We start from the raw sequence: 19,512 nt of genomic DNA on the forward strand, positions 1-19,512 counted from the left end.
GTTAGTAGTTTCCTCCTCCAAACTTTACATACGAAGGAGTATTTTTTTCGTTTATAAGGTAGAGTAGTTTTCCGTTGTTAAAATTTATCGATAGTTCCGTGTATGCAAAACGAGTCATGTCCCGGTTTAAGTGATTTGTGACTAACTCTTCGTATTCTTTTTCTCTTTTACTTCTTTGTTCTTCCGAGATATTTTCTTCGAATAAACCTAAAGCTTTTTTGATTTCTGTGTCGTCGGGTGAGAGCATCAAACTTCGGATTTCCTCTTCGGTTGCGTTTCTTTCCAGACATTGGGCGATCTGTTCCCTGTACGTTTTAGTGATGAGCTCATACGCCTTACCTTTTCTTTCCCCGTTATGATCATAGATCGCAAGCCACTCTGCTCCTTTTGATTTTCCATAGAGTAGACCGTAGGTTTGTTCGTCGGTTAGATGGAGTGTTTCTTTAAGTGCGTCTATATCCTCAAGTCCGGGTAAATTGTATGTTTTGGAGGTTTCTGAAAATTCAGGCAGTGTCATTTTTTTTAGATCGTCTTCATACTCCCCTTTTTCAATTAAAGCCTGTGCTATATATCCAAGGATAGACGTTTTATCCCTGAGTTCCAAATAGATCCGATTCCAGTCATTCGCCAAAAAATCAAAAATTTCCTGATCCGTTGTCTCTAAATCCTCTCGTCTAACAACACCTTGGGGAAATTCTAACCTGTCTTTTCTTTTTGAATATGAGCTATAATCCGTAAAAGGATCAGGTTTGATTTCAAGCTTTCTAGGATAGTAGGTAGGTCTTGATAGTAGTTCCCCGAAAAAACGTCTTCTTAAAACCCCCATCACATCCGACCAAAGTGATTTTTGGACGATTATCTCTAAATTATGATTACCTAATACTGTATATTGCAGACCTAAAAAATAATAGAGTAAGGCATAACTTAATTCCCTAAGTACCCTATATTCCGAGAGTGGGGATTCTCTTTTCATGATTTATTGGGTAAGTAGTTTATCCAATTTCCAAAGAAATATATGGAGAATCGTGTCTCTGTCGGAAATATTAGATATTGATGATACTAGACTATCATAGAGGGTTTGTCTTCGTGTTTCTTTCAGATTTAAAACCAGGTTTGAAATTTGGGTTTCTTCTTGTGCGGGCCTAAATCCCTTCTCATCTAAATATTTATATAACTTGATCAAAAAAACATAAAATAACGTGTCTCTTGGTTCTTTATTTAAGACCCCGGATGTAAGTTGATCGTATAGAATTTGTCTGTTTTTTTCCTCCAATTGTACGATCCATTTTGATAGTTCGAATTTATTTTCCGTTTCTTCCATTGGTTTTTTCCTACGTTTTATTAACTTAAATTCGAATATACTTCCCCTTTCATCTTATCGGGTTTTAAAAGTATAGGATTACCTTAGAAAATTTTGGCCTACCCCATATCTTTTCAGGATCTCTTTTCTTAAATTTTCAAGCGTCTCTGGTTTTTGTCTTCGAATCTCTTTTAATACGTCCTCTTTTTTTCTGGTTATGATTAGGTTAGATTTTCCCACAACTTTCAGTGCGAAATACCTAAGTGCATCCATTGCGTGATTATTATATTTGATCGGGATTTCTTTTGGGTTTTTTCCTTCTTTTGGTTCCTCCCAAGAGTATATGGAAAATTCCTCTAAGGTATGTACACACGTATCAAAAATTCTTAATTTGATTCCTTCTTTTGCTTCTAAAAGTTTGATCAAGGCTTGAATTCCCGTGGCTATATCCTTTTCAGCCGCTATGGTTAAATAACCACATTCCGCCATAGTGGCCCTGTCTTCGGAGTCATGATCAGCTATGATAAAGAGGTTCGGTTTTTTACTTTTATTTAATGTTTCACAGTGTACCCTTACCGTTTTTTCTGTTTGGTAGTGTTCGTTTGTTAAATACCAAGTTTCATTGGACTGATCATAATAAAGCCAGAGAAACACAAACGGATTTGTATATCCAAAATCAACCACACCCGCGCTGTCCCAAGTTTGTGGAATCTCGAACGGTTTTACGATCGCTTGTTCGTAGTTTTTATAGACAAGTCCTTCTACATCCACCCATAGCCCTTTATACAACCGATCCCTTTCGATTCCTGTGAGCTCCGATAACAGTAGTTTATATTCTTCGGTTAGATATGGATTATCAAGTGGAGTCCAAGACCTCCGGCTCATTTTTCCCATTCTTTGAATACTTAGTGTTTCACAAGTTTCCGGGTCTTGTTTTAAAACGAAATATTTGTAAATCCAGTGGTAACGATTTCTTGGATTACAATCGATTATGATTTTATTATTTAAATCCGGTCTTACGAATGAGAGTCTTGTTTTTAATTTTTGATAGGTGGAATAGGAAATTTGTGTAGCTTCGTTTATAAAGATCGTATTAAACTCGGTTCCCATGATCTTTTCCACTCTTGTGGAATCGTCAAGACCGGCCGTATAGATTTCGGAACCGTTTTGTAAAGTGATGATTAATTCGGATTCATTGAGTTCATAGTCCCTCCCCCTTCTAAATCCCATGTCCTTGATACAAGGAAGGATCGTTTGTCTCCATACGGACATTTTTAAGTGATTGAGTCTAAATCTGGCGATTAAGTGACGAGACTCCTTAGACAAAAACGCACGGGATAGGATCGATTTTATGACAAGGTACGTTTTTCCGCTTCTGGCTCCGCCGTCATAACAGATTTCCTGAATGTTACTGTTCGCCCAGTCTTCTTCTAAGGCAGTACACTGTTTTTCGGAAAAGATCGATTTTTTCGAAATTACATTTTTATGTATCTTCTTGTATTTGATTTCTTGTAGTTGTTTTTTTGACACCTACATGATCTTTACCGAGTAACTTTTCAACCGTTCCGGGCGTTTCCCCTACCCCCGTTACGATTTGAATGTTGACTTGATTTTTTTCTTCCGAGTTATTTTGTTCCGTTCGAATTGTATCAGGGACCGATAAAGATCGGAGTAACTCTTTTATATGTGTGTATCTTGATTTACTTAAAATTGATAATTCTAAATTCGAAGTTTTAGGATTTGTCATTCTTGATTTGTAAATTTCTAAGTATTTGGTCGCCTCCATATTGATTTTTGTGATTGCATCGGCCAAATTCGTCAAAATTTGGAGGTCTGAAACTACCCTTAAATTTCCTGAAATTTCCTTACGATCAGTATTCCATGAGTTGTATCGTATCAGATTGTCCAACTGTTTGTAACCAAGGCCGTATTTCCTACAGATACTTTCTCTTGAAGTCCCTTGTAAGTATTCCTTACGTAAAATCTCTAATTCTTTTTCAGAAAAAATTACGTTTTTTTTGACCCCACTTCTTTTTTTAATCCTTAGCTTTCCATTTTTAGCCGGTTCTTTTTTGGCTTTTTTCTTAATTTTCGGCATTTTTTTAAGACACTAAAATCATATTCGTTTCTTCTAAATTGTTTTTAGCCTCTATACAAGACCTTTCGTCTAAATCAATTCCCAAAAAGTCTCTTTCTAGTTTTAGAGAAGCTTTTCCTACGGTTCCTTCCCCCGTAAAAGGATCTAGGACGGTTCCGTTTTTTTTAGTTCCCGCTAATATACAAATCTCAAACAACTCGATCGGTCCCACTGCCGTATGCCTTGTTTTGGAATTTGGAGTCGGTATTTGCCAGACACTTCTTCTTTTTGCGGTAAACTCGTTATCTTTGATTTTATTTCTTAAGATTCTTTTTTGAATAAGAGTTGGATTTTCTGCTTTTGTGACTTCGTAATTTTTAAGTGACTTTGAATTCTTTACTAAAATTTGTTCCAGTTTTGTTTTTGGATCGATTCCATTGACTGCAAGTGGAACCGATACGTTTTTAAGATTTAGATAAAATTTCTTTAAATCCAATACGAAAAACAATACGTATTCGTGCGAATTCGTAAACCTACGATTTACGGACTCCGGTTTACAAGAACCTATATTTCCGTTTTTGGTTGTGATCGATTTTGCCCAAATGATTTCCTGTATATAGTAGTATCCAATACCCTCCATCATATCAATAAACTGACTCGGTATTTTTAATGCCTTTCCCCCTTTAAAAGTTTCTCCTATATTTACGAATACCGTTGCATTGATTTTCAGTAGTTTTTTAGCCTCTTTGAACACTTTCTCTAAATTCTTTAGATAGTGTGTGATACTATTTTCACAACCGATTTCTTGATTCTTTTCAGGGTGTAATTTTTCCAAATAATCCCTCTTTTGAAAATAGGGAACAGAGGTTACTAAGCTATCGATTTTGTTTCTGTATCCGGGAACATACGTCAACTCTTGTAAAATTTTTGAGGAATCGCCTTGTAGGATTTCAAAATTCATGCGATCCTCTCGTAACAATAACTAGCAATCGACTCGAACAGGTTTTCAGAGCACTGCCACTTTCCCGATTCCAGTTCCGCAAGGTAGGACTGTGAATACCCCAATGCCTGTGACAGCTGAAACTGTGTAAGCCCTGCGTCTATTCTTAGCTGTCTGATTTGTTGTGCGGCTTCTAGGTTTTCTTCTTTAAAGTTTTTATCATACCAGACAGATCTCGCCGCCTTGGCACTTTCGTGGATTATATTTCTTAACTTTCCTACCCATTCATAACTTAGATTTTTGCCGCTTACGTTTAAGAGATAGTTCCCGTTAGATAATCCTGAGAGATTGATCCTTAGATTTTTAATCCTCTTTTTGGACCAGAGTGTTTCCAACTCCTCTAAGTTCACGACTTCCGAGTTTTGATTGTGGAATTTTTTTAGATCCGATTGAATCGTTTGTAGGGAGAGGGATAATTTTTTGGAAACTTCCTCTATTTTATTCTTATTCGTGAATTTGAGGTTGAGTATTTCAGGACAATAGATCTTATACACCCTTAACCTCGCCTTGTGCCCTATATGAGGTTTTAATATATTTCTTCGGATCAAATAACTCAACTCGTCTTCCGGATTGACTTTATATCCGCTAATCTCGGTCCACCCTAGTCGTTTTACCGCCTCTACCCTATGTTCTCCTGATAGACAGAGATAGTTGTCATTTTGAAAATCATATTTTACGGATATTGGCTCGTGTAGCCCCTCTTTTTGTATGTTACTAGATAATTCCCTTATATATTCCGGTTTTCTTTTTTGGAATAACTCGTTATTTTTTTCGTGATACCTAATTTTGTGAATCGGTATCTGTTCTATTTTTAAATTGTTTTTGATTTCGTGTAAGAATGGTAATTCTTGCATACCCTTTGTTATTTTTTTCTATTTAAAAGAGTCCTTTCGTTTTTTTTAATCCTTAAAAAAAAATAAGGACTCTTTATTTTTACGGATGTAGTTTTAACAAAGTATGATTACGCGTTTTTTATTATCCCCACGTTAGTTTTGGCGATTAATCTTCTCCCTCTTTTTTAAGCCGCTTTACCGTTTTTCCAAACTCTCGTTTTTACGGGTCTGTAGTTCGTCTTTCTCGAATATACGTATTTTTGTACGGAATACTCGATTCCTAAAGGTGCGGTTTTTTGTAACTCTATAGCCTTCTCAATCGCTCTTTTTAAGCCGTCGTTTCCGGTAAAATATTCATGACCCGCAGATCCCCAAATTCTTGGGGAGGTGCTTGTTGGTTGAATGTGTTTGTAGATATGATATTCTATTCGTTGGTCCATATTAACACTTTACGCCACGTCGTCACAACCAACCTTTGGGGATTTTAGTATTCGGATTGCATCCATATATCTGATTGCATCACGGCGGTCCATATAGAGGTGTTCTTCGTCCTTTTCTCTCACAAAAAACGTATCTGTTTCTTCTAAGGGTTTTGGAACTTTATATTCTTTTTCTTTCTTGTACGAAATCGGTTCTAGTACATTTTGGTTGGTTAAATTTAAACGGCTCATGCGGCACTTCCCTGCGAATTTTCTTTCCCATTTTCAATTGTAGTCTTTTTAATTTCTGAGTTCTGAATAAGATCCGGATACACTTCGTTTACGAATTTTTCATACAGTATCTTTTTCGTTCCTTCGTATTTGAGAGGATCTGAGTTTTGTTCGTAATATTCTAATTGTTGTTTAAACAACTTTGTCTTACCCCACACTAAAAAACATTTGTAAGGATCTAGGTTGTTTAACTCTTCTATGGGTGTTTCTTGGATCGTCTTACTCTCGTTATATTTGGATTCAGTTCGTAATGATTTATTTTGTTGTTCATTTCGCTTTGGATTTTTTTCAGTAGGTTTTACTTTTCTTTCAAATAACCTAGACCAAAACTTAGAGATGGATTCAGGACTCAAAGACTGCTCATACCAAAACTGGGGATCTTGTTTTCTTAGTTGGATGAGGATTTGAATTTTACTTTCAATAACGTTCCATTCCCCTTTAGAAAACTCAAAGAGTGAGCTTAATGCTTTTAGTTCCGAGTCCGGTTGTCCCATTTCACTTCCATGTTCTTTTAAATAGTAATCCTGAAATTTAATAAGCCAAGCAGCCGGAAATTGAAAACGTGGATTCTCTTTTTGTTTGTGCTGATCTTGATTGTGTTCTTCTCTGTGCGTTTTTGCAGGCGGGCCGTACTCTCTAGAAGTATTTTGTATTTGATTAAAGAGTACTTGTTTTGATAGTCCTTGGTATATAGTATTTGATAGGGGTTGATTTTCCAGGCCTGGATTTACCGCGACTGGATTTTCCAGGTGCGGGTTTTCCAAGTGTGGTAAATCGATTCTATGATTTTCTTCTCTCTGAATTTTTATTTCTTTTTCTATTAAAAGTTCCTTTTGTTCTTCTCTGTGCGCTTGTGCGGGCAGGCGGTACTCTCTAGAAGTATTTTGTATTTGAGAAGAGAGTATTTGTTTTGATAGTCCTTGGTATATAGTATTTGATAGGGATTGATTTTCCAGGCCTGGATTTACCGCGACTGGATTTTCCAGGTGCGGGCTTTCCGAGAGTGGTAAATCCGGTCCTGGATTTTCCACTCCAGGACTTTTTATTTCTTCTTCTGCAAAAAGTTCCCCTTGTTTCAATTCCTCCTTTTTAGAACGGTTCGGCACAGATTGAACGTTTGGTTTTTGAGACTCTTCGAAAAAATACCAACCCGATTCAAATTTACCGGTTACAGTATTTCGAGTTTTTCGGTACTCTGCATATCCAAAGGCAACTAACTCCTTAAACCCGGATGAGATACTTGACTCTTTGTCGGATTTCAGTTTAGTCATCGTTTTTACGGACATTCTCCAGTTATCCGGATAACGTAAGGCAAGAAGTAAAATTGCGGTTGCCTTCAGGCTTAAGCGTCTATCATCGATAAAATTATTTTTGACTATCGAGAAGTTCCGGTCTTTTGATACCCGATACACTCTTTGATTCTCATTCATACATTAAACTCTTATTATGCGGCTTCGTGATTTCGACCGGAGGCTACTTGCAAATAACGGGAAAACGGTATATCGATTCCTTTTTTCTTTTCCTCATTCCATTTCGTTTGAATGTATTTCAGTACTCGTTCAGCATCGTTTACGGAATGCGTATAATAAAATAGATTTCCTCGATCCAAAAAGCTTAAACACGCTTCCCCGATTCGAATTTCAAAGTCGGGGATTCTTAAGTTCTTATAAAGTCCAGGGTCCGTTGTTTGTTCTCTGAAATCGTTTATGTATAACAGGATTTCAATTCTCGTTTTATTCCGAATCCGTAACCGGTCTACTAGATCCGGATTGTTTGCCTCAATTGGTTCCAACTATTTTTCCTTTTTTAGTGATTTCTATTTTTGCATTTTTGTAGATGGGCTTAACTTCTTTATCTCACGATCGATCTTTCGAAACTCTTATCTTGGATGATCCATTTCTGTTCCAACTCTGTTTTGTTCGGATCTTTAAAGTGAATTATCTCCGAATACCCAAACAAATTCAGATTGTTTAATATCTCATTCGTCTCGTTTGCAGTATTCCCAGTGTATTGAGAAAGTTCATTTACGGAGTAATTTGTTTGCGGTCTGAGATAAAGTGCGTTGTAAAGCAGTCCCAGTTCGGCCGGCCCTAACCTTTTATCATTCAAGAAATCCCCGTCCGCGCCAAACTGTTCGTTTATTTTATCTGCATAGTAACTTCGAATCGCCCGGAGCTTTTTCATACGGCCGCCTCCAATATACGGTTAGGATTTTCAATTTCGTCCAATTATATCGATAGAGAATTGATTCTAATCGAGCTCGTTTTGTAATTTCTATCCGAGTCATTTGTCTCGGAATTTCGTTTAAAGGTTCCAACTAATTTTTCCTAAATTGATGTTATTTTAGATTTCGCGTATTTTTTATTAATTTCCGTTAGTATCTGTCTTGGAGTCTGACGCTTAAATCGATATCGGTAAATTGAGAATCCGATATAGAATCCCCAAATGATTAAAATTGTTATTAAAAGTTCGTTCATTCCCCTACCCCTTTTTCATCCCCTCTTTGACTATATACCTCAAATGTTCTTCGATAACCCAATCGATACACCATGTACGCGAAGAGTGGCCGTAAACTATCACATCGGTCCTAGAGTCGTAGACTTCATAATAGCTTGCGCCCTCCCCTATCGGGTTGATTTTTAAATAATTTATGGGGTCCATTGGGCCATTTTTTGTTTAATTTGATTCCAAAACTGTTGTTTTGGGCACAATTAATTTATATTTTCCTAATATACTTCGTTTTTGTTTGTGCTAGTGTCTTTGAAAATGGGCCCAAATTTATCAATTTGGTAGTTTTGTTTTTGATTTTTTTAGCTTTAATGAACTAATATCTTTACGATTTCGTTTATATATTCGCTTACTTTAATGGATAATTCACATGACTTTCTTCAACTCGAAGTTACTCAATTCGATGCCGTATGTTGTTTTTCGTTCTTTTTTCTCCTAAATAGGAGACTATTTCAGTTCTTTAGTCTTTTCCTGTGGTTAGCACAGGAATGCTCTATATTTGCCATAAATGGGAATGATTCCCATTTGTATACTTTAATTTAGGATTTTTTCCCATTTATGAAACAAAAAAAGGTTAAAAATATTACTCAGAAATTTTTACTAATGGAGGAAGAACTTGGCAAAACGCCAAAAGAAATTGCTGAAATTTTAGAGGTGGATTTAAGCACTTATTACAAAACGAAGCGCGGGGCGATTTCTCTTAGCAGCCACTTTCTGGTTAAAGTCGAACATATCCTTGGGTACAGTAGAGATTGGTTAGAATTCGGGAAAGGCAATCCGAAAGTTGAAGATTCTAAACCTTTATCCGAAATCGCATCCCATCGGTCCATTTTAAATAAGCTCAAAGCTTATGACCTCATCCCTATTTTAGAAATCCTTCCGCACAATCCAGTCGCAGAAGACAAAAGAGTCCTGTTGGATCTTTTAAATCTTTTTGTTCAAAAATTTAGGTAATTGATTCTACCGCTTCAAACCCGTTTGTAGCTTTGATTTCGGAGTCGGAGTTCAGACAAAAGTTTTACAGGACTTTATCGGGGGATTTTTTCTTTATGGGTCCTGCGTTTTTTGCTTTGGTTCTGTTCGGTTTTTATTCCATTCTTATATTCTTGTATGCCCGATTCTTTCTCTTGTTGTGGATGCTTCCTGGGCTAATGGAAAAAGAATTTTATTTGAAATATAAACTTCCCTTACTCTAGGCTGGCTTATTTATTCACTATAAACAACTAAACGCCCATTAAGAACAACAGGTTGCACTTTACAAAATTAATACTTTAAAAAAAAATTCTTTTCTACTTATGTCTTATATCCAAAATTGCAATATGCCACCACAATTTGTTATTACAATCACAAACCCAAAAGGCGGAACCGGCAAATCAACTACCGCATTTCATTTGACAATCTCTATCTCCAAAAATGGGAAAACCTTGGCAGCCGATGTTGACATGCAGGCCGATTTTTCCGATGCTTTTTTTCCCGATACACCCATTGAAGATTTCGACGAAGCGAATACTTTTACAGTGATAAGAGGGGAAACTACGCTTAAAAATTCTGTTAGAAGCAAACATGGAATCGATGTTTTAGTGTCGTCTTTAGAAATGGAAGACTTCGCATATCATGCGACAAAAAATCAATCACTCATTCCAAAGCTTGGCTCCATTCTTCGAAATTCAGATTATGACTATGTGATTATTGATACTCCTGGTTCCGGATCTTCGGAAACAATATCCTCTATTATGGCAGCTGATTATGTTTTAATTCCCGTTAAACCTTCCAAGTGGGCAACAAGGACTATAAAAAGAGTATTAAAAAAAATAAACGAGGCACAACAATTTCTCAACACTATTCAATCTGGCAGAACCATTGAATCGTTTATAGTTCCAGTACAATGGGGAAAAGCCAAACAGCCCTCCGCACGAGCTATTCAAATCCTAGACCAACTCCAAAATTATAATGAAATTCTTTCTCTTCTCAAAAAAAAGGAAGTTGGTTTTGATTTAGTAAAATGTCCAATAGTTACCGACCCAATACCATATATTCAAGAAATGGACGACAGAACTGAAAATGGTGAGCCCTTTAAACCAAATACTATAGGCTCAGAACATTATGACCGATTAGTTGATACAATTTTGAATTTTCACCTAAATAAACCATCTAAAAAAGACACCCAGTTGTCCTTAACATACGACAAGTAAACCTTATGGCAAAAAAACGAGAAATCTTCAGCCTTTTGTCAACAGCTACGGGCAGTAAAATAGAGCTCGAAAAAGCCGAAGAACGTCTTCCTTCAAGAGCAAATGTATTTTTACAAGACTTAGCCAATTTAAACAGTCAGAATGGGGAATTAAGAAAGATAAAAATATCTTTAATAGATTCAAAAAATAATCCACGCAAAACATTTATACAAGAATCGATCGAAGGACTCGCAAAAAGTATAAAAGCACAAGGATTAATTCAGCCTATAGTTGTAAAAAAAGCAGGAAAAAGATTCAATTTAATAGCGGGTGAGAGACGAAAACTCGCAATGACTCTAAATGGAGAAGAGTTTATTTTAGCCCTTGTTCACGATGTTGATTATATAGAAGACGAATTCATACCGGAATACAAATTAACAGAAAATCTACAAAGAGAGGACTTATCAGATCTAGAATCTGCATTTTCATTATCCGAAATCAAAGAGAGAAAAAACTATACAGTAACCGAGCTTATGAATCGATTTGGGAAATCAGAGTCGTGGGTTAAACAAAAATTAGCTCATGCCAAGTTAGCCGATGATCTTGTATCCAAGAATATTGTTCCGTCTATAACATTACTAAATAAAGTTCCCACTTCACTGATTATGCAATTAAAACCACACATTGAATCGAACCCAAAAGAAATTTCCAATTGGCTTATTCCGAAATTACAGTCTACCGAATTGCCTACAAGGATTGAATTTCAGGATTTTGCAAACAATCTTAAAAAAACGATTACAAAGCCAACAGCAATCGATGAGACCAAAAAGCAATTAGATAAAAAATATAGGATAACGTTATTAATACAAAAAATCCAAAAAGACAAAGATTTGATAAGCGTTATTAAAAAAAGAATAACTCAAAATCAAAAGCTCCTTGATGAACTTCAAAATAAAAAAAAGAAAACCTAAGTTTTTTTATTTTTATTTAAAAAGTGCTGGTACTTGATTGGCAAACTATTAATGTCGTATTGAATCGAAATTCACCACGATTCACTGTTAATAGACCTGCTGAGATGTGGTAGTCAAAGCAGGTCAATTTCTCAAATTTAAATCTCAAAATAATAAATTATGTCTCTTTTTTGCTTGACACCCGTTTCGTACCTGATTCTAGTCCAAAATATCTTAGGCGACATAACTAAGATTGGCCACTACCACTTAGGCCACTAACAGTGAATCGAGGACCTACCGAAAAGGCTCATGCCTGACCTTAGTTCCCCGTTTCTTAATAGAGTAGGGTAATTCAAACTTTTACCGTGCTGCGCCCGCGCTATGTCCGGCACCGTAAAAAGGGAATAAAAGACTATGGGTGAAGCTTTGTCCACAAGTTGTGCGTTTACTATATCAAACGTAATCGAGTCACTACCATTAACAAGGGCCAAACGACAATTATTATCTAGAATCACCGATTTAGATATCGCAGGAAAAAAGCGGGGGCTTGGCGGTTGTATTGCAAAGAACAAATCACTCGGTAGAAAAGTAGGACTCGCTGAAACTACAGTTTCTAAGTATATCCGCGAAATGAAGGCGGAAGGATACCTGGTCGCTGGAACATTTCACGGACATTACCGAATACTCAATTCGAATCTGAGTAATGCCGTTGAAATGGAGAGATATCAATACAACCTATCAAAATTCCAAGAAAAAAATACTAGGCTGCCTAGTATTGAAATCCTAGAGAGCGGCTCCCAGGAGTACGGAGCAGCCCCGTACGAGGGTACGGAGCGTTGTTTTAGTAACCAAAGTACAAATACAACGAGTAATAAAAATAATGAAAAATCTTCTTCTAAAATTAAATGGTCAAATATCGCTGAACATGCAAAAACTCTTATATTGAACGAGTTTGGTGAATATGACTCTATTCCGGAGAAAGAAAAAGAAAAAATTAAACTCTGGCAAAAACTCTGTAATGAGAATTCTGAAATTTCACCAGAGACAATACTGGAAACAATCCGAAAACTAATCTATATCAAAGAGAAATACAAAACGAATACCTTTTGGAATTCCATACCGGTGAATATAGCATCATCCTACTCGTACAAAGATAGAATTAAAAGTACATACAATGCGCTTTTACAAGCGAATTCAAACACAGCGAAACAGCCCACAGAAGGAGAGAACGTTTCTCAAGAACAGAACTCGAGCGTAGCTCGGAGATACCAAGACCCCACTTGGGAGAGTTTCTTAAACTGGTCATCGAAACGGTTAACCAGATCCAGTATCGAAATTCTGAAACGAGTTCAAGTCCAGTTTAGAGATAACGGAACACTTTTGATTTTAAACACAGTGCCGAAATCTTTACAGATGATCATTACGAAGTATTTTACGGAGGAAGTTCATGTGTTTCTACCAGTTGAATTTTTAAACGGAACCAGATTGGAGGAAAAATCTAATAGTATAAATTCAGAAGCTAATGTGAACCGCAATGAAGAAACTTTTTCACATGAGGAATTTATGCAGGCACTTGCAAAACTAGGAAAGGGGAAATCTTGCAATATACAGTTAGTATCAGCACCTTTACAAAATCAGACAGGAATGGGTCGTCAAATAACAAACGATTACGTTTTCTTTCAAAGCAAGAATACAAAAAACAAATTCAAAACTGAAACGCAAGCAAGACCTGAAAGGATCCTTATGTAAATTAAATCTTTTCGGGATCAGTAGGGTAGGGCATTATTTAACAGTTTTACACGAGTAGATCTATGCCTTGCAATAGAAGACTCTTTCCGTAGCCAGAGATATGAGTAACAAAAAAACGAGAAATAGGTACACTCAATTCAAGACGAAGAAAGGCAAACCTTTGCGATGGAAAGAAGTTTCACCGATCGACGAAAAGTAAGAAAAAAGAATTTCGTTAAATTTCTGTCATTGATTTTATAGAAGCGGTTAGAGGCAGAAAACTATTGTAAAGATAGAAATCAAACCCAGAAAGAGTTTTCCTTTTTTAGCTTCTTCCTGCCTAAGCGGATGTAAGAATATATTTCGTGTTTACGAAAGTCCAAATACTGGCATCGGGTTTTGAAAACCGATAGAATAAGCGGAATCGGTGGGAGTGTAGAGTGCAAAGGCAGCCGTACCGTTTTAATAGAAGTTGGTACGATTTGTCGTAATCGGTTAGAGTGTGTTTGCACGGTAGAACCTCCGACGACAGAAATCCATAGGGTAGGGGACGAAGAATTTTTTGTGATGATTTTTTTCGTTCGACAATACGCAGTACTATTATGTAGTCCCCGGTTGCTTCCTCGTTTCTAGAATATTTACTATCCGGACGCATGAAAAGAATACCGTAGTAAGTTTGATTCAAAAGTTAGAATATTCGATCTTCTTCAAAAAAGCCTACAATTTCGGATCCTTCGCAATTTTGTGAGACTTTTTTTGCAAAAACCGCCTGTTCCTTTTTGGTGCCATTTTCAAACGTCCGAGTAGTAATTGATAGTTTTAGTATCCTGTTCTAAATGACCTCAAACTGCAGGCGTTTGATTTTTCAGCACTCTTTGTTATAAGATGAATTTAAATAAGAATCAAAGACGTGAAAATCAAATTCGTTTTCATACAACTTGAAACAAAAAGAACTTAGTATCCATAACAAACATTTGGCGGAATCGGTAGAACGTACTCGAATTCAATCAAAAATTTGATACATTTTTAGTAGTAACATCACAAAAAAACAGAATTTTTTGAAATGCTGTGGTCACAACGGGGCTTATTTTTTTCATAGTCGAAATGAAACTTTTGTAATTGGGACGTTTCTCGTCTTTTCCATTTGTAGCATAGATATAAGAATCGTAATGTGTTTTCAGCTAACAAATGTATATCGGACGAGGACGTAAGAAATCAAAAGCGTAAAACAAAGAGGTGAAAGATGTTGAAAGTTCGTTGGGTGTCGTATATTCATTTAATATCATTAATATTCATACCACTTTTTGCGACCTGTAGTTGGTTGGAAAAGGACCATAACACGATGGATAACGTGGATCTGGCGGGAGCGATTTGGCTGGCCGCGGAACCTGTAAAGACCCAAGTGAACAACGAAGGTGTGCCTGTAAAACCGGGTAACTCCGGATCAGGAGGAACTGGATCCACTCCAGTAACACCCGTAGACGCAATTTTTAATCTACCTCCGGGAAGATCGGTAAACGCCAACGCTCTGATGGGAACGATCGATCCAACGGGTACAAACATAGTAAACGACTTTGACGGAGACGGGATCTTAAATCAAAACGAAACACTGACTAACGTATGGGTGGCGGACTATCCGCAAATTGAAACAACGATCGCACCTCCTGTGACTTTAAAGATACAGATCTTAAAAAACTCAAGCAACCAAAGCGATCAGATCGTAAGTGAAATCAACTCAAACGATTTTGAAGCTTCTAAAAACGAAGGATCCGAAAAAATACACCAGAACGAGTTGAATGAAAGAACCGTACAGTTTCAGGATTCTTTTAGTTCAGAAACGGAAACGGGACTGTCCCACGAAAGAAGCATATCCGCAGGAATGAATTCGGGATTTGGAATGGGACTTGTTTCTGTGGGTATGAACTACAGCAACAGTACTAGAGACAGTTGGAACGCAAAAAATGCTACGTCTTCAACTACAACCAAATGGGCGGATCGGCCTTTTAAAAACAATATCGATCGGGACGCTTGGAATTTAAAATCGGATTCGTCCACAAACAAAGCCAGAAAGTATCGATCCGATAAATCCTCTAAGATCAACGAAACATCCACGGTAGAACCGAATGCGGGAGTAGTCAGAGCCGCTTTGTATATTAAAAATCTATCAGTCAATATGCCCGTAAAAATATCGAATATACTCTGTTCTTTGATGTTTGAAACACCCGGAGGGGAACTGGTTCCCATGTCTTCTTTTAGACTGAGAAACGACGACTACAGTCTTTTTGAAGTGGAAGTATATGGAGGATCCGACTTTGGCCCTTACGTAGTAGAATTAACGAATTTGAATACATCGGAAGTGGAAAAGGCGATCGCAGCGGGATATACACCTAAGATCATGATCGTGGACTATACCATGACTCACGTAGCGGATTCCAATTACAAATCGTCTTTATTGAGTTTTACTGGAAACAATCTAAAGATCATCGAAGAGAACGCGAAAGGAAGAACTGCACTCGTAAAAGTGTACGGACCCGGAATCAGAGAGATGTATCGTGTGACCGCATTTGATACACCGAACGTATCCAATCCGTGTAACACAAAGTCTACGGACGTATTTTCTCCTGGGATCAGTTTAAAAAAAGCTTTGGAAAGAATTTCCTGTTCGGGTGAGAATATTACATTTAAGGATTATGTAATAGACTTGTCGGAATCGGCTCCAACTCTTGCGGAATCCAGAGTGTATTTAAAAGGGATCGAATCTTTTGGAGGAATTAGTACAAACCTTCCCTGTGCGGATGAAACGAGTACGGGATCGGATGGTGTTACAAGAACCGCCTGTGTTCAAAAACCGTATAGCCAATGGACGGAAGCCGAAAAAACGAACTCAGGAGTTTGGGCGATTTATTCCAAGGGTAAATTTTATTCTCCCACGGACTACTGGACCGACTCCGGAAGTGTACGTAAATTTGATCCTTGGAGAGGTGCGTCTGCGGCTCCTGTTTTAAAGGGTGTGGATTCCGTCATTTGGGCGGGTGATAACTACGACTTAGTTTACATTTCCTTTAAGGACTTTATCAAAGTGGAACAGAAGTTCGGAACCAATCCTTTGGAAACGGGAAACGGTTATCCTTTGAATACGAAATGGGATCTTAAAATTTTAGGAAATCATCCTTATTATCCGGATACGAATTCCCTTTATTTAGGCGAGGTTGGTTTTGGAGAAAGGATTGAATTAAAAATCAAATTAGACAAAACGAAATATCTTTCGCCTAACTTCGGTTCTGCGGTGGACACAGGACCGTATCAATACTTCACGAATTTCACTTACAATCCTCAAGTGTCTTCGGATCGTTACAATATCAACCAAGCCGCCGATTTTGAGATCAGTCTGGGTTTTGGCGGGAATCGTACGGATTGGTTTCACGTCATTAAGGACTTGAGTTCGAACGATCCTTACAAACTGAAAAACTGCGGGACTACTTTGGATTTTATCAGCCAGACGTATACCCTTTGTGTCCAACTTCCTACTTTGAGTACTTCTGTGGATCCTGCGATCAGTTTAGTTAAATTGTATGTTCGGCCTTCTTTGAATAGTGCGTATCGTAAAACGATCTGGCCTTTGCACTTCTCCCAGGTTCGTAAGTTAAAAGGAGAAGCGGGTGTTCCGATTGTTAAAGGTACAAGCCTTGTGAAAGTGGCGAGCTCTTACGGTTCCGTAAACGTAGGTGACAACTTTTTTATCCAAGGAGATTCCACTAACTACAAAGTGGTTCAGGTTTTACCTGCGGCACAGGACGGCTCTTTTGACGTTCAGTTGGATCGTCTGATTCAAATAGACGCTCCCAAAACGACTTCTATGTATGTGCCTGGAACTTTGACTTCTCCGGATGTCAGGCTTTCTATGGATACAGGGTTTACGACCGACTGGAACAATTTTGTGAATTCTTCCTTTAATTCCACCTCTTTTGATCTGGTTCAATACAAACCTTTTGTTTCAAGCGGTAACGTTAACTGTTCTTCGATTCCTTTCCATCCCGGTTCTTGTTTGGGTTTTACTCCGGAGCTTAATTCTCTCAATTGGATGGGGATTTTCAACGAAGGTGTGGCGCTTTGGAATTCCTGGGCCGATGGCGGTGACTTTAGCAATTTCTTGTATTCTGGTTTGGTTCGTTTGACGGCTCCGAGTGGTAAGTCGTATCGTTTGGAAAGTACAAACACTGATTTTCCGATCAGTGCGGACGTGAATGCTCAGAGTTTGGATCATCCATCTGTAGTGAATTACGGGGACGTTGCGTTGACTGTTTGGAGACAAGGCACAACTCTGATTGGAAGATATAACCAGGTCAATACAGGTCAAGCGATCGGAAATCCGTTTAACATCAACAGTGCTGCAGCTACTAATAATTTTGTAGTCAAAGCAAAGAATGGGAAAGCGGTGATTGTATGGGAAAGTGGATACAATATCTATGCAATTGTCAAAGATTTGAATACACTGGCTTCAGTTGGAAGTGAGATCTTGGTTGTAACCAGACTACAACCGAGTAGCGTCGGATTCTATTTTTTAAGTCCGGGAAATCCTCCTTTCGGTTATAGCTTTGATGTTAGTATTGGAAATGATCGAGCTGCGATCGTTTGGAACGACTTTACCACTACATTTCAATATACGCTAACGGCTTCGCCAAACCCTTACATGGATCTCAACACCTATTGCATGCAGTATAGTTGTACCTTTGATGAAATTAAAACTTATCAAGCTAATGCTCGTATTTTACGTTTAGATACGGGTGTCTTTCAAGGAGGGAATATTTCCATTTGGAGTTTTGCAAATACTAGAACCAGTTATTTTTGGGGTGAATTTCCAAGTCTTACACCAGTTTATCAAATTGACATTGCAGCAAACGCAAACGACAACAACCACCTTGTGTATGCTTGGAATGTTCGACTATCATCCGGTGGCGATTCTCATACTACCTATGGCTCGGTATACAACCTGAGTACGGGAGCCAAAATCGGTTCGACTCAGACCATTGTCAGCGAAGCCACAAGGCCCGTGGATTCCTTACAAGTAGGAGCTGCTACGGGAAGAGGAATGGTACTTTGGAGAAGAAACGACGGGATGATTTTAGGAAGAGGAATCGATACTTCGAATTCCAATTTATTAGGAACTTCGAATATTGAAGTGGAATCCGGAGGTGTGGATTCTCTTAAACTCAATAGTTTTGGAGATAGAGGACTTTTTACATATAGAAAGAACGGTAAGGATTTGTTCTTAAAGGTTCTAGACTTGCAAGCGGGACAGTTATTGTATCCGAATGCGTTGTCTCTGGCTCAGGCCAATGTGGATTCTAGAAACTTTGTTAACTCCGTATTGACGGGTAATAAAATTTTAACCACCTGGGATCAAGTCAATGGGACAAGACGAACCAATTGGGGTAGAGTCAGCGATCTATCCACATTTACAGTAGACGGTCCGAAGGAATTTCAGATCAGTACTACAAACGAAGGAGTTCAATACAGGGGAACTGCTGTTGTAGACAACGGTTTTGGACTTGTGACTTGGCTTTCTCAAGACAAAACACAACAGAGAATTAGAGGTTACAAAGTAGATCTTGCCAACCCGGGCGCTTTGAAATACGGTCTGAATAACTTCTTTGTGTCTCCTTTGATCGAAAGGGACTTTACGATCCGAGCGAAGATCAAGTACTAAAACGTTTCGTTAGAGGGATGGGCGGTTTTTAGAAATAAAGCCGCCTATTGTGTTTTTAGAAATGGAAATGAAATTATATAAATATAAAAATTTCAATTTGTCGGAGTTACTACAATTTTTTGTAATACTCGGCCCCTCCCTTCTTTGGGTGGGGGGTGAGGTGGTGGGAAAACTCGGGTGATTTTTCTCTACCACAAAATCATACTTTTTGCAAGCGCGAAGTATGATTCCTGTCGGAACATTTACAAAAAAAGTCTCCGGGGAACATACCCATTTCCAAGATTTTTAGAAGGTAGTATAACGGGGTTAAAACGCTGAAAGGAAAATTTGTCTTCAAACGATTGAGGTTTTATTATATTTGAGAGTTTGTTTTACGGATTTTTAGACAATTGAGTGTCTCGATTTTGATTTCAAATCTATGTTTAAACGCTCTGTTATACGGTTCCGAGTAAAAACAAACAACAAATGATTATATCATAAAAGTAACATGTACTAAAGTTGAAAGAGAAACAAAGACAAACGCGAAAC

Annotated in this window: 16 protein-coding genes; 5 read left to right on the forward strand and 11 right to left on the reverse strand. The window is 37.7% G+C overall.

Annotation, left to right across the window (positions count from 1 at the left end; genetic code table 11):
* Position 1 precedes the first annotated feature (1 nt).
* The 11 genes from LEP1GSC190_RS19140 to LEP1GSC190_RS19190 all read right to left on the reverse strand — a co-directional run bounded on the left by LEP1GSC190_RS19140 (position 2) and on the right by LEP1GSC190_RS19190 (position 8,104).
* Complete coding sequence (locus tag LEP1GSC190_RS19140) at positions 2 to 973, reverse strand: hypothetical protein (RefSeq protein WP_173380646.1); 972 nt, start codon at positions 971 to 973, stop codon at positions 2 to 4.
* A 3-nt stretch (positions 974 to 976) separates the two neighbouring features.
* Positions 977 to 1,321, reverse strand: a complete 345-nt coding sequence (locus LEP1GSC190_RS19145; RefSeq protein WP_002746302.1) for a hypothetical protein — start codon at positions 1,319 to 1,321, stop codon at positions 977 to 979.
* A 78-nt stretch (positions 1,322 to 1,399) separates the two neighbouring features.
* The gene (locus tag LEP1GSC190_RS19150) at positions 1,400 to 2,830 is read right to left on the reverse strand and encodes a PBSX family phage terminase large subunit (protein ID WP_002746316.1); all 1,431 of its coding nucleotides are present in this window, start codon (positions 2,828 to 2,830) and stop codon (positions 1,400 to 1,402) included.
* Positions 2,784 to 3,398: a hypothetical protein gene (locus LEP1GSC190_RS19155; protein ID WP_002746195.1), complete on the reverse strand. Its 615-nt coding sequence runs from the start codon at positions 3,396 to 3,398 to the stop codon at positions 2,784 to 2,786. The genes LEP1GSC190_RS19150 and LEP1GSC190_RS19155 overlap by 47 nt, the downstream gene beginning before the upstream one ends.
* 4 nt (positions 3,399 to 3,402) lie before the next feature.
* On the reverse strand, positions 3,403 to 4,338 hold the full coding sequence (locus tag LEP1GSC190_RS19160) for a DNA-methyltransferase (RefSeq protein ID WP_002746311.1): 936 nt from the start codon (positions 4,336 to 4,338) through the stop codon (positions 3,403 to 3,405).
* Positions 4,335 to 5,231: a helix-turn-helix domain-containing protein gene (locus tag LEP1GSC190_RS19165; RefSeq protein WP_002746201.1), complete on the reverse strand. Its 897-nt coding sequence runs from the start codon at positions 5,229 to 5,231 to the stop codon at positions 4,335 to 4,337. Before LEP1GSC190_RS19165 ends, LEP1GSC190_RS19160 begins: the two co-directional genes overlap by 4 nt.
* Positions 5,232 to 5,395: 164 nt before the next feature.
* A complete protein-coding gene (locus LEP1GSC190_RS19170; protein ID WP_002746278.1) occupies positions 5,396 to 5,650 on the reverse strand; it encodes a hypothetical protein in 255 nt (84 codons plus the stop codon).
* A 9-nt stretch (positions 5,651 to 5,659) separates the two neighbouring features.
* Complete coding sequence (locus LEP1GSC190_RS19175) at positions 5,660 to 5,881, reverse strand: hypothetical protein (RefSeq protein ID WP_002746258.1); 222 nt, start codon at positions 5,879 to 5,881, stop codon at positions 5,660 to 5,662.
* Positions 5,878 to 7,350, reverse strand: coding sequence for a helix-turn-helix domain-containing protein (locus LEP1GSC190_RS19180; RefSeq protein ID WP_002746265.1), 1,473 nt, complete (start codon positions 7,348 to 7,350; stop codon positions 5,878 to 5,880). The genes LEP1GSC190_RS19175 and LEP1GSC190_RS19180 overlap by 4 nt, the downstream gene beginning before the upstream one ends.
* A 14-nt stretch (positions 7,351 to 7,364) precedes the next feature.
* Positions 7,365 to 7,712, reverse strand: coding sequence for a hypothetical protein (locus tag LEP1GSC190_RS19185; protein WP_002746319.1), 348 nt, complete (start codon positions 7,710 to 7,712; stop codon positions 7,365 to 7,367).
* A 59-nt stretch (positions 7,713 to 7,771) separates the two neighbouring features.
* Positions 7,772 to 8,104: a hypothetical protein gene (locus LEP1GSC190_RS19190; protein WP_002746211.1), complete on the reverse strand. Its 333-nt coding sequence runs from the start codon at positions 8,102 to 8,104 to the stop codon at positions 7,772 to 7,774.
* A gap of 882 nt (positions 8,105 to 8,986) precedes the next feature.
* Here LEP1GSC190_RS19190 and LEP1GSC190_RS19200 point away from each other — a divergent pair.
* The 5 genes from LEP1GSC190_RS19200 (at position 8,987) to LEP1GSC190_RS19220 (ending at position 18,984) form a co-directional block, all read left to right on the forward strand.
* On the forward strand, positions 8,987 to 9,382 hold the full coding sequence (locus LEP1GSC190_RS19200) for a helix-turn-helix domain-containing protein (protein WP_002746303.1): 396 nt from the start codon (positions 8,987 to 8,989) through the stop codon (positions 9,380 to 9,382).
* 365 nt (positions 9,383 to 9,747) lie between these two features.
* Positions 9,748 to 10,620 (forward strand): ParA family protein, encoded by an 873-nt coding sequence (locus LEP1GSC190_RS19205; protein ID WP_002746315.1) that lies wholly within the window; start codon positions 9,748 to 9,750, stop codon positions 10,618 to 10,620.
* A gap of 5 nt (positions 10,621 to 10,625) precedes the next feature.
* Positions 10,626 to 11,570 (forward strand): ParB/RepB/Spo0J family partition protein, encoded by a 945-nt coding sequence (locus tag LEP1GSC190_RS19210; RefSeq protein WP_002746254.1) that lies wholly within the window; start codon positions 10,626 to 10,628, stop codon positions 11,568 to 11,570.
* A 393-nt stretch (positions 11,571 to 11,963) separates the two neighbouring features.
* Positions 11,964 to 13,298 carry a hypothetical protein gene (locus tag LEP1GSC190_RS19215; protein ID WP_002746223.1) on the forward strand — a complete coding sequence of 445 codons (1,335 nt, stop codon included), beginning with the start codon at positions 11,964 to 11,966 and terminating at the stop codon, positions 13,296 to 13,298.
* 1,222 nt (positions 13,299 to 14,520) lie between these two features.
* Positions 14,521 to 18,984, forward strand: coding sequence for an LIC12048 family lipoprotein (locus LEP1GSC190_RS19220; RefSeq protein ID WP_237578406.1), 4,464 nt, complete (start codon positions 14,521 to 14,523; stop codon positions 18,982 to 18,984).
* Positions 18,985 to 19,512: the final 528 nt, after the last annotated feature.

The organism is Leptospira mayottensis 200901116 (assembly GCF_000306675.2).
Lineage (GTDB): Bacteria > Spirochaetota > Leptospiria > Leptospirales > Leptospiraceae > Leptospira > Leptospira mayottensis.

What these genes read in the sequence shown, in the direction of transcription:
- LEP1GSC190_RS19205 (WP_002746315.1), top strand. Translation starts at nt 9,748, where the DNA reads ATGCCACCACAATTTGTTATTACAATCACAAACCCAAAAGGCGGAACC.
- LEP1GSC190_RS19190 (WP_002746211.1), bottom strand. Translation starts at nt 8,104, where the DNA reads ATGAAAAAGCTCCGGGCGATTCGAAGTTACTATGCAGATAAAATAAAC.
- LEP1GSC190_RS19210 (WP_002746254.1), top strand. Translation starts at nt 10,626, where the DNA reads ATGGCAAAAAAACGAGAAATCTTCAGCCTTTTGTCAACAGCTACGGGC.
- LEP1GSC190_RS19140 (WP_173380646.1), bottom strand. Translation starts at nt 973, where the DNA reads ATGAAAAGAGAATCCCCACTCTCGGAATATAGGGTACTTAGGGAATTA.
- LEP1GSC190_RS19145 (WP_002746302.1), bottom strand. Translation starts at nt 1,321, where the DNA reads ATGGAAGAAACGGAAAATAAATTCGAACTATCAAAATGGATCGTACAA.
- LEP1GSC190_RS19215 (WP_002746223.1), top strand. Translation starts at nt 11,964, where the DNA reads ATGGGTGAAGCTTTGTCCACAAGTTGTGCGTTTACTATATCAAACGTA.
- LEP1GSC190_RS19175 (WP_002746258.1), bottom strand. Translation starts at nt 5,881, where the DNA reads ATGAGCCGTTTAAATTTAACCAACCAAAATGTACTAGAACCGATTTCG.
- LEP1GSC190_RS19155 (WP_002746195.1), bottom strand. Translation starts at nt 3,398, where the DNA reads ATGCCGAAAATTAAGAAAAAAGCCAAAAAAGAACCGGCTAAAAATGGA.
- LEP1GSC190_RS19220 (WP_237578406.1), top strand. Translation starts at nt 14,521, where the DNA reads ATGTTGAAAGTTCGTTGGGTGTCGTATATTCATTTAATATCATTAATA.
- LEP1GSC190_RS19165 (WP_002746201.1), bottom strand. Translation starts at nt 5,231, where the DNA reads ATGCAAGAATTACCATTCTTACACGAAATCAAAAACAATTTAAAAATA.
- LEP1GSC190_RS19180 (WP_002746265.1), bottom strand. Translation starts at nt 7,350, where the DNA reads ATGAATGAGAATCAAAGAGTGTATCGGGTATCAAAAGACCGGAACTTC.
- LEP1GSC190_RS19200 (WP_002746303.1), top strand. Translation starts at nt 8,987, where the DNA reads ATGAAACAAAAAAAGGTTAAAAATATTACTCAGAAATTTTTACTAATG.
- LEP1GSC190_RS19160 (WP_002746311.1), bottom strand. Translation starts at nt 4,338, where the DNA reads ATGAATTTTGAAATCCTACAAGGCGATTCCTCAAAAATTTTACAAGAG.
- LEP1GSC190_RS19170 (WP_002746278.1), bottom strand. Translation starts at nt 5,650, where the DNA reads ATGGACCAACGAATAGAATATCATATCTACAAACACATTCAACCAACA.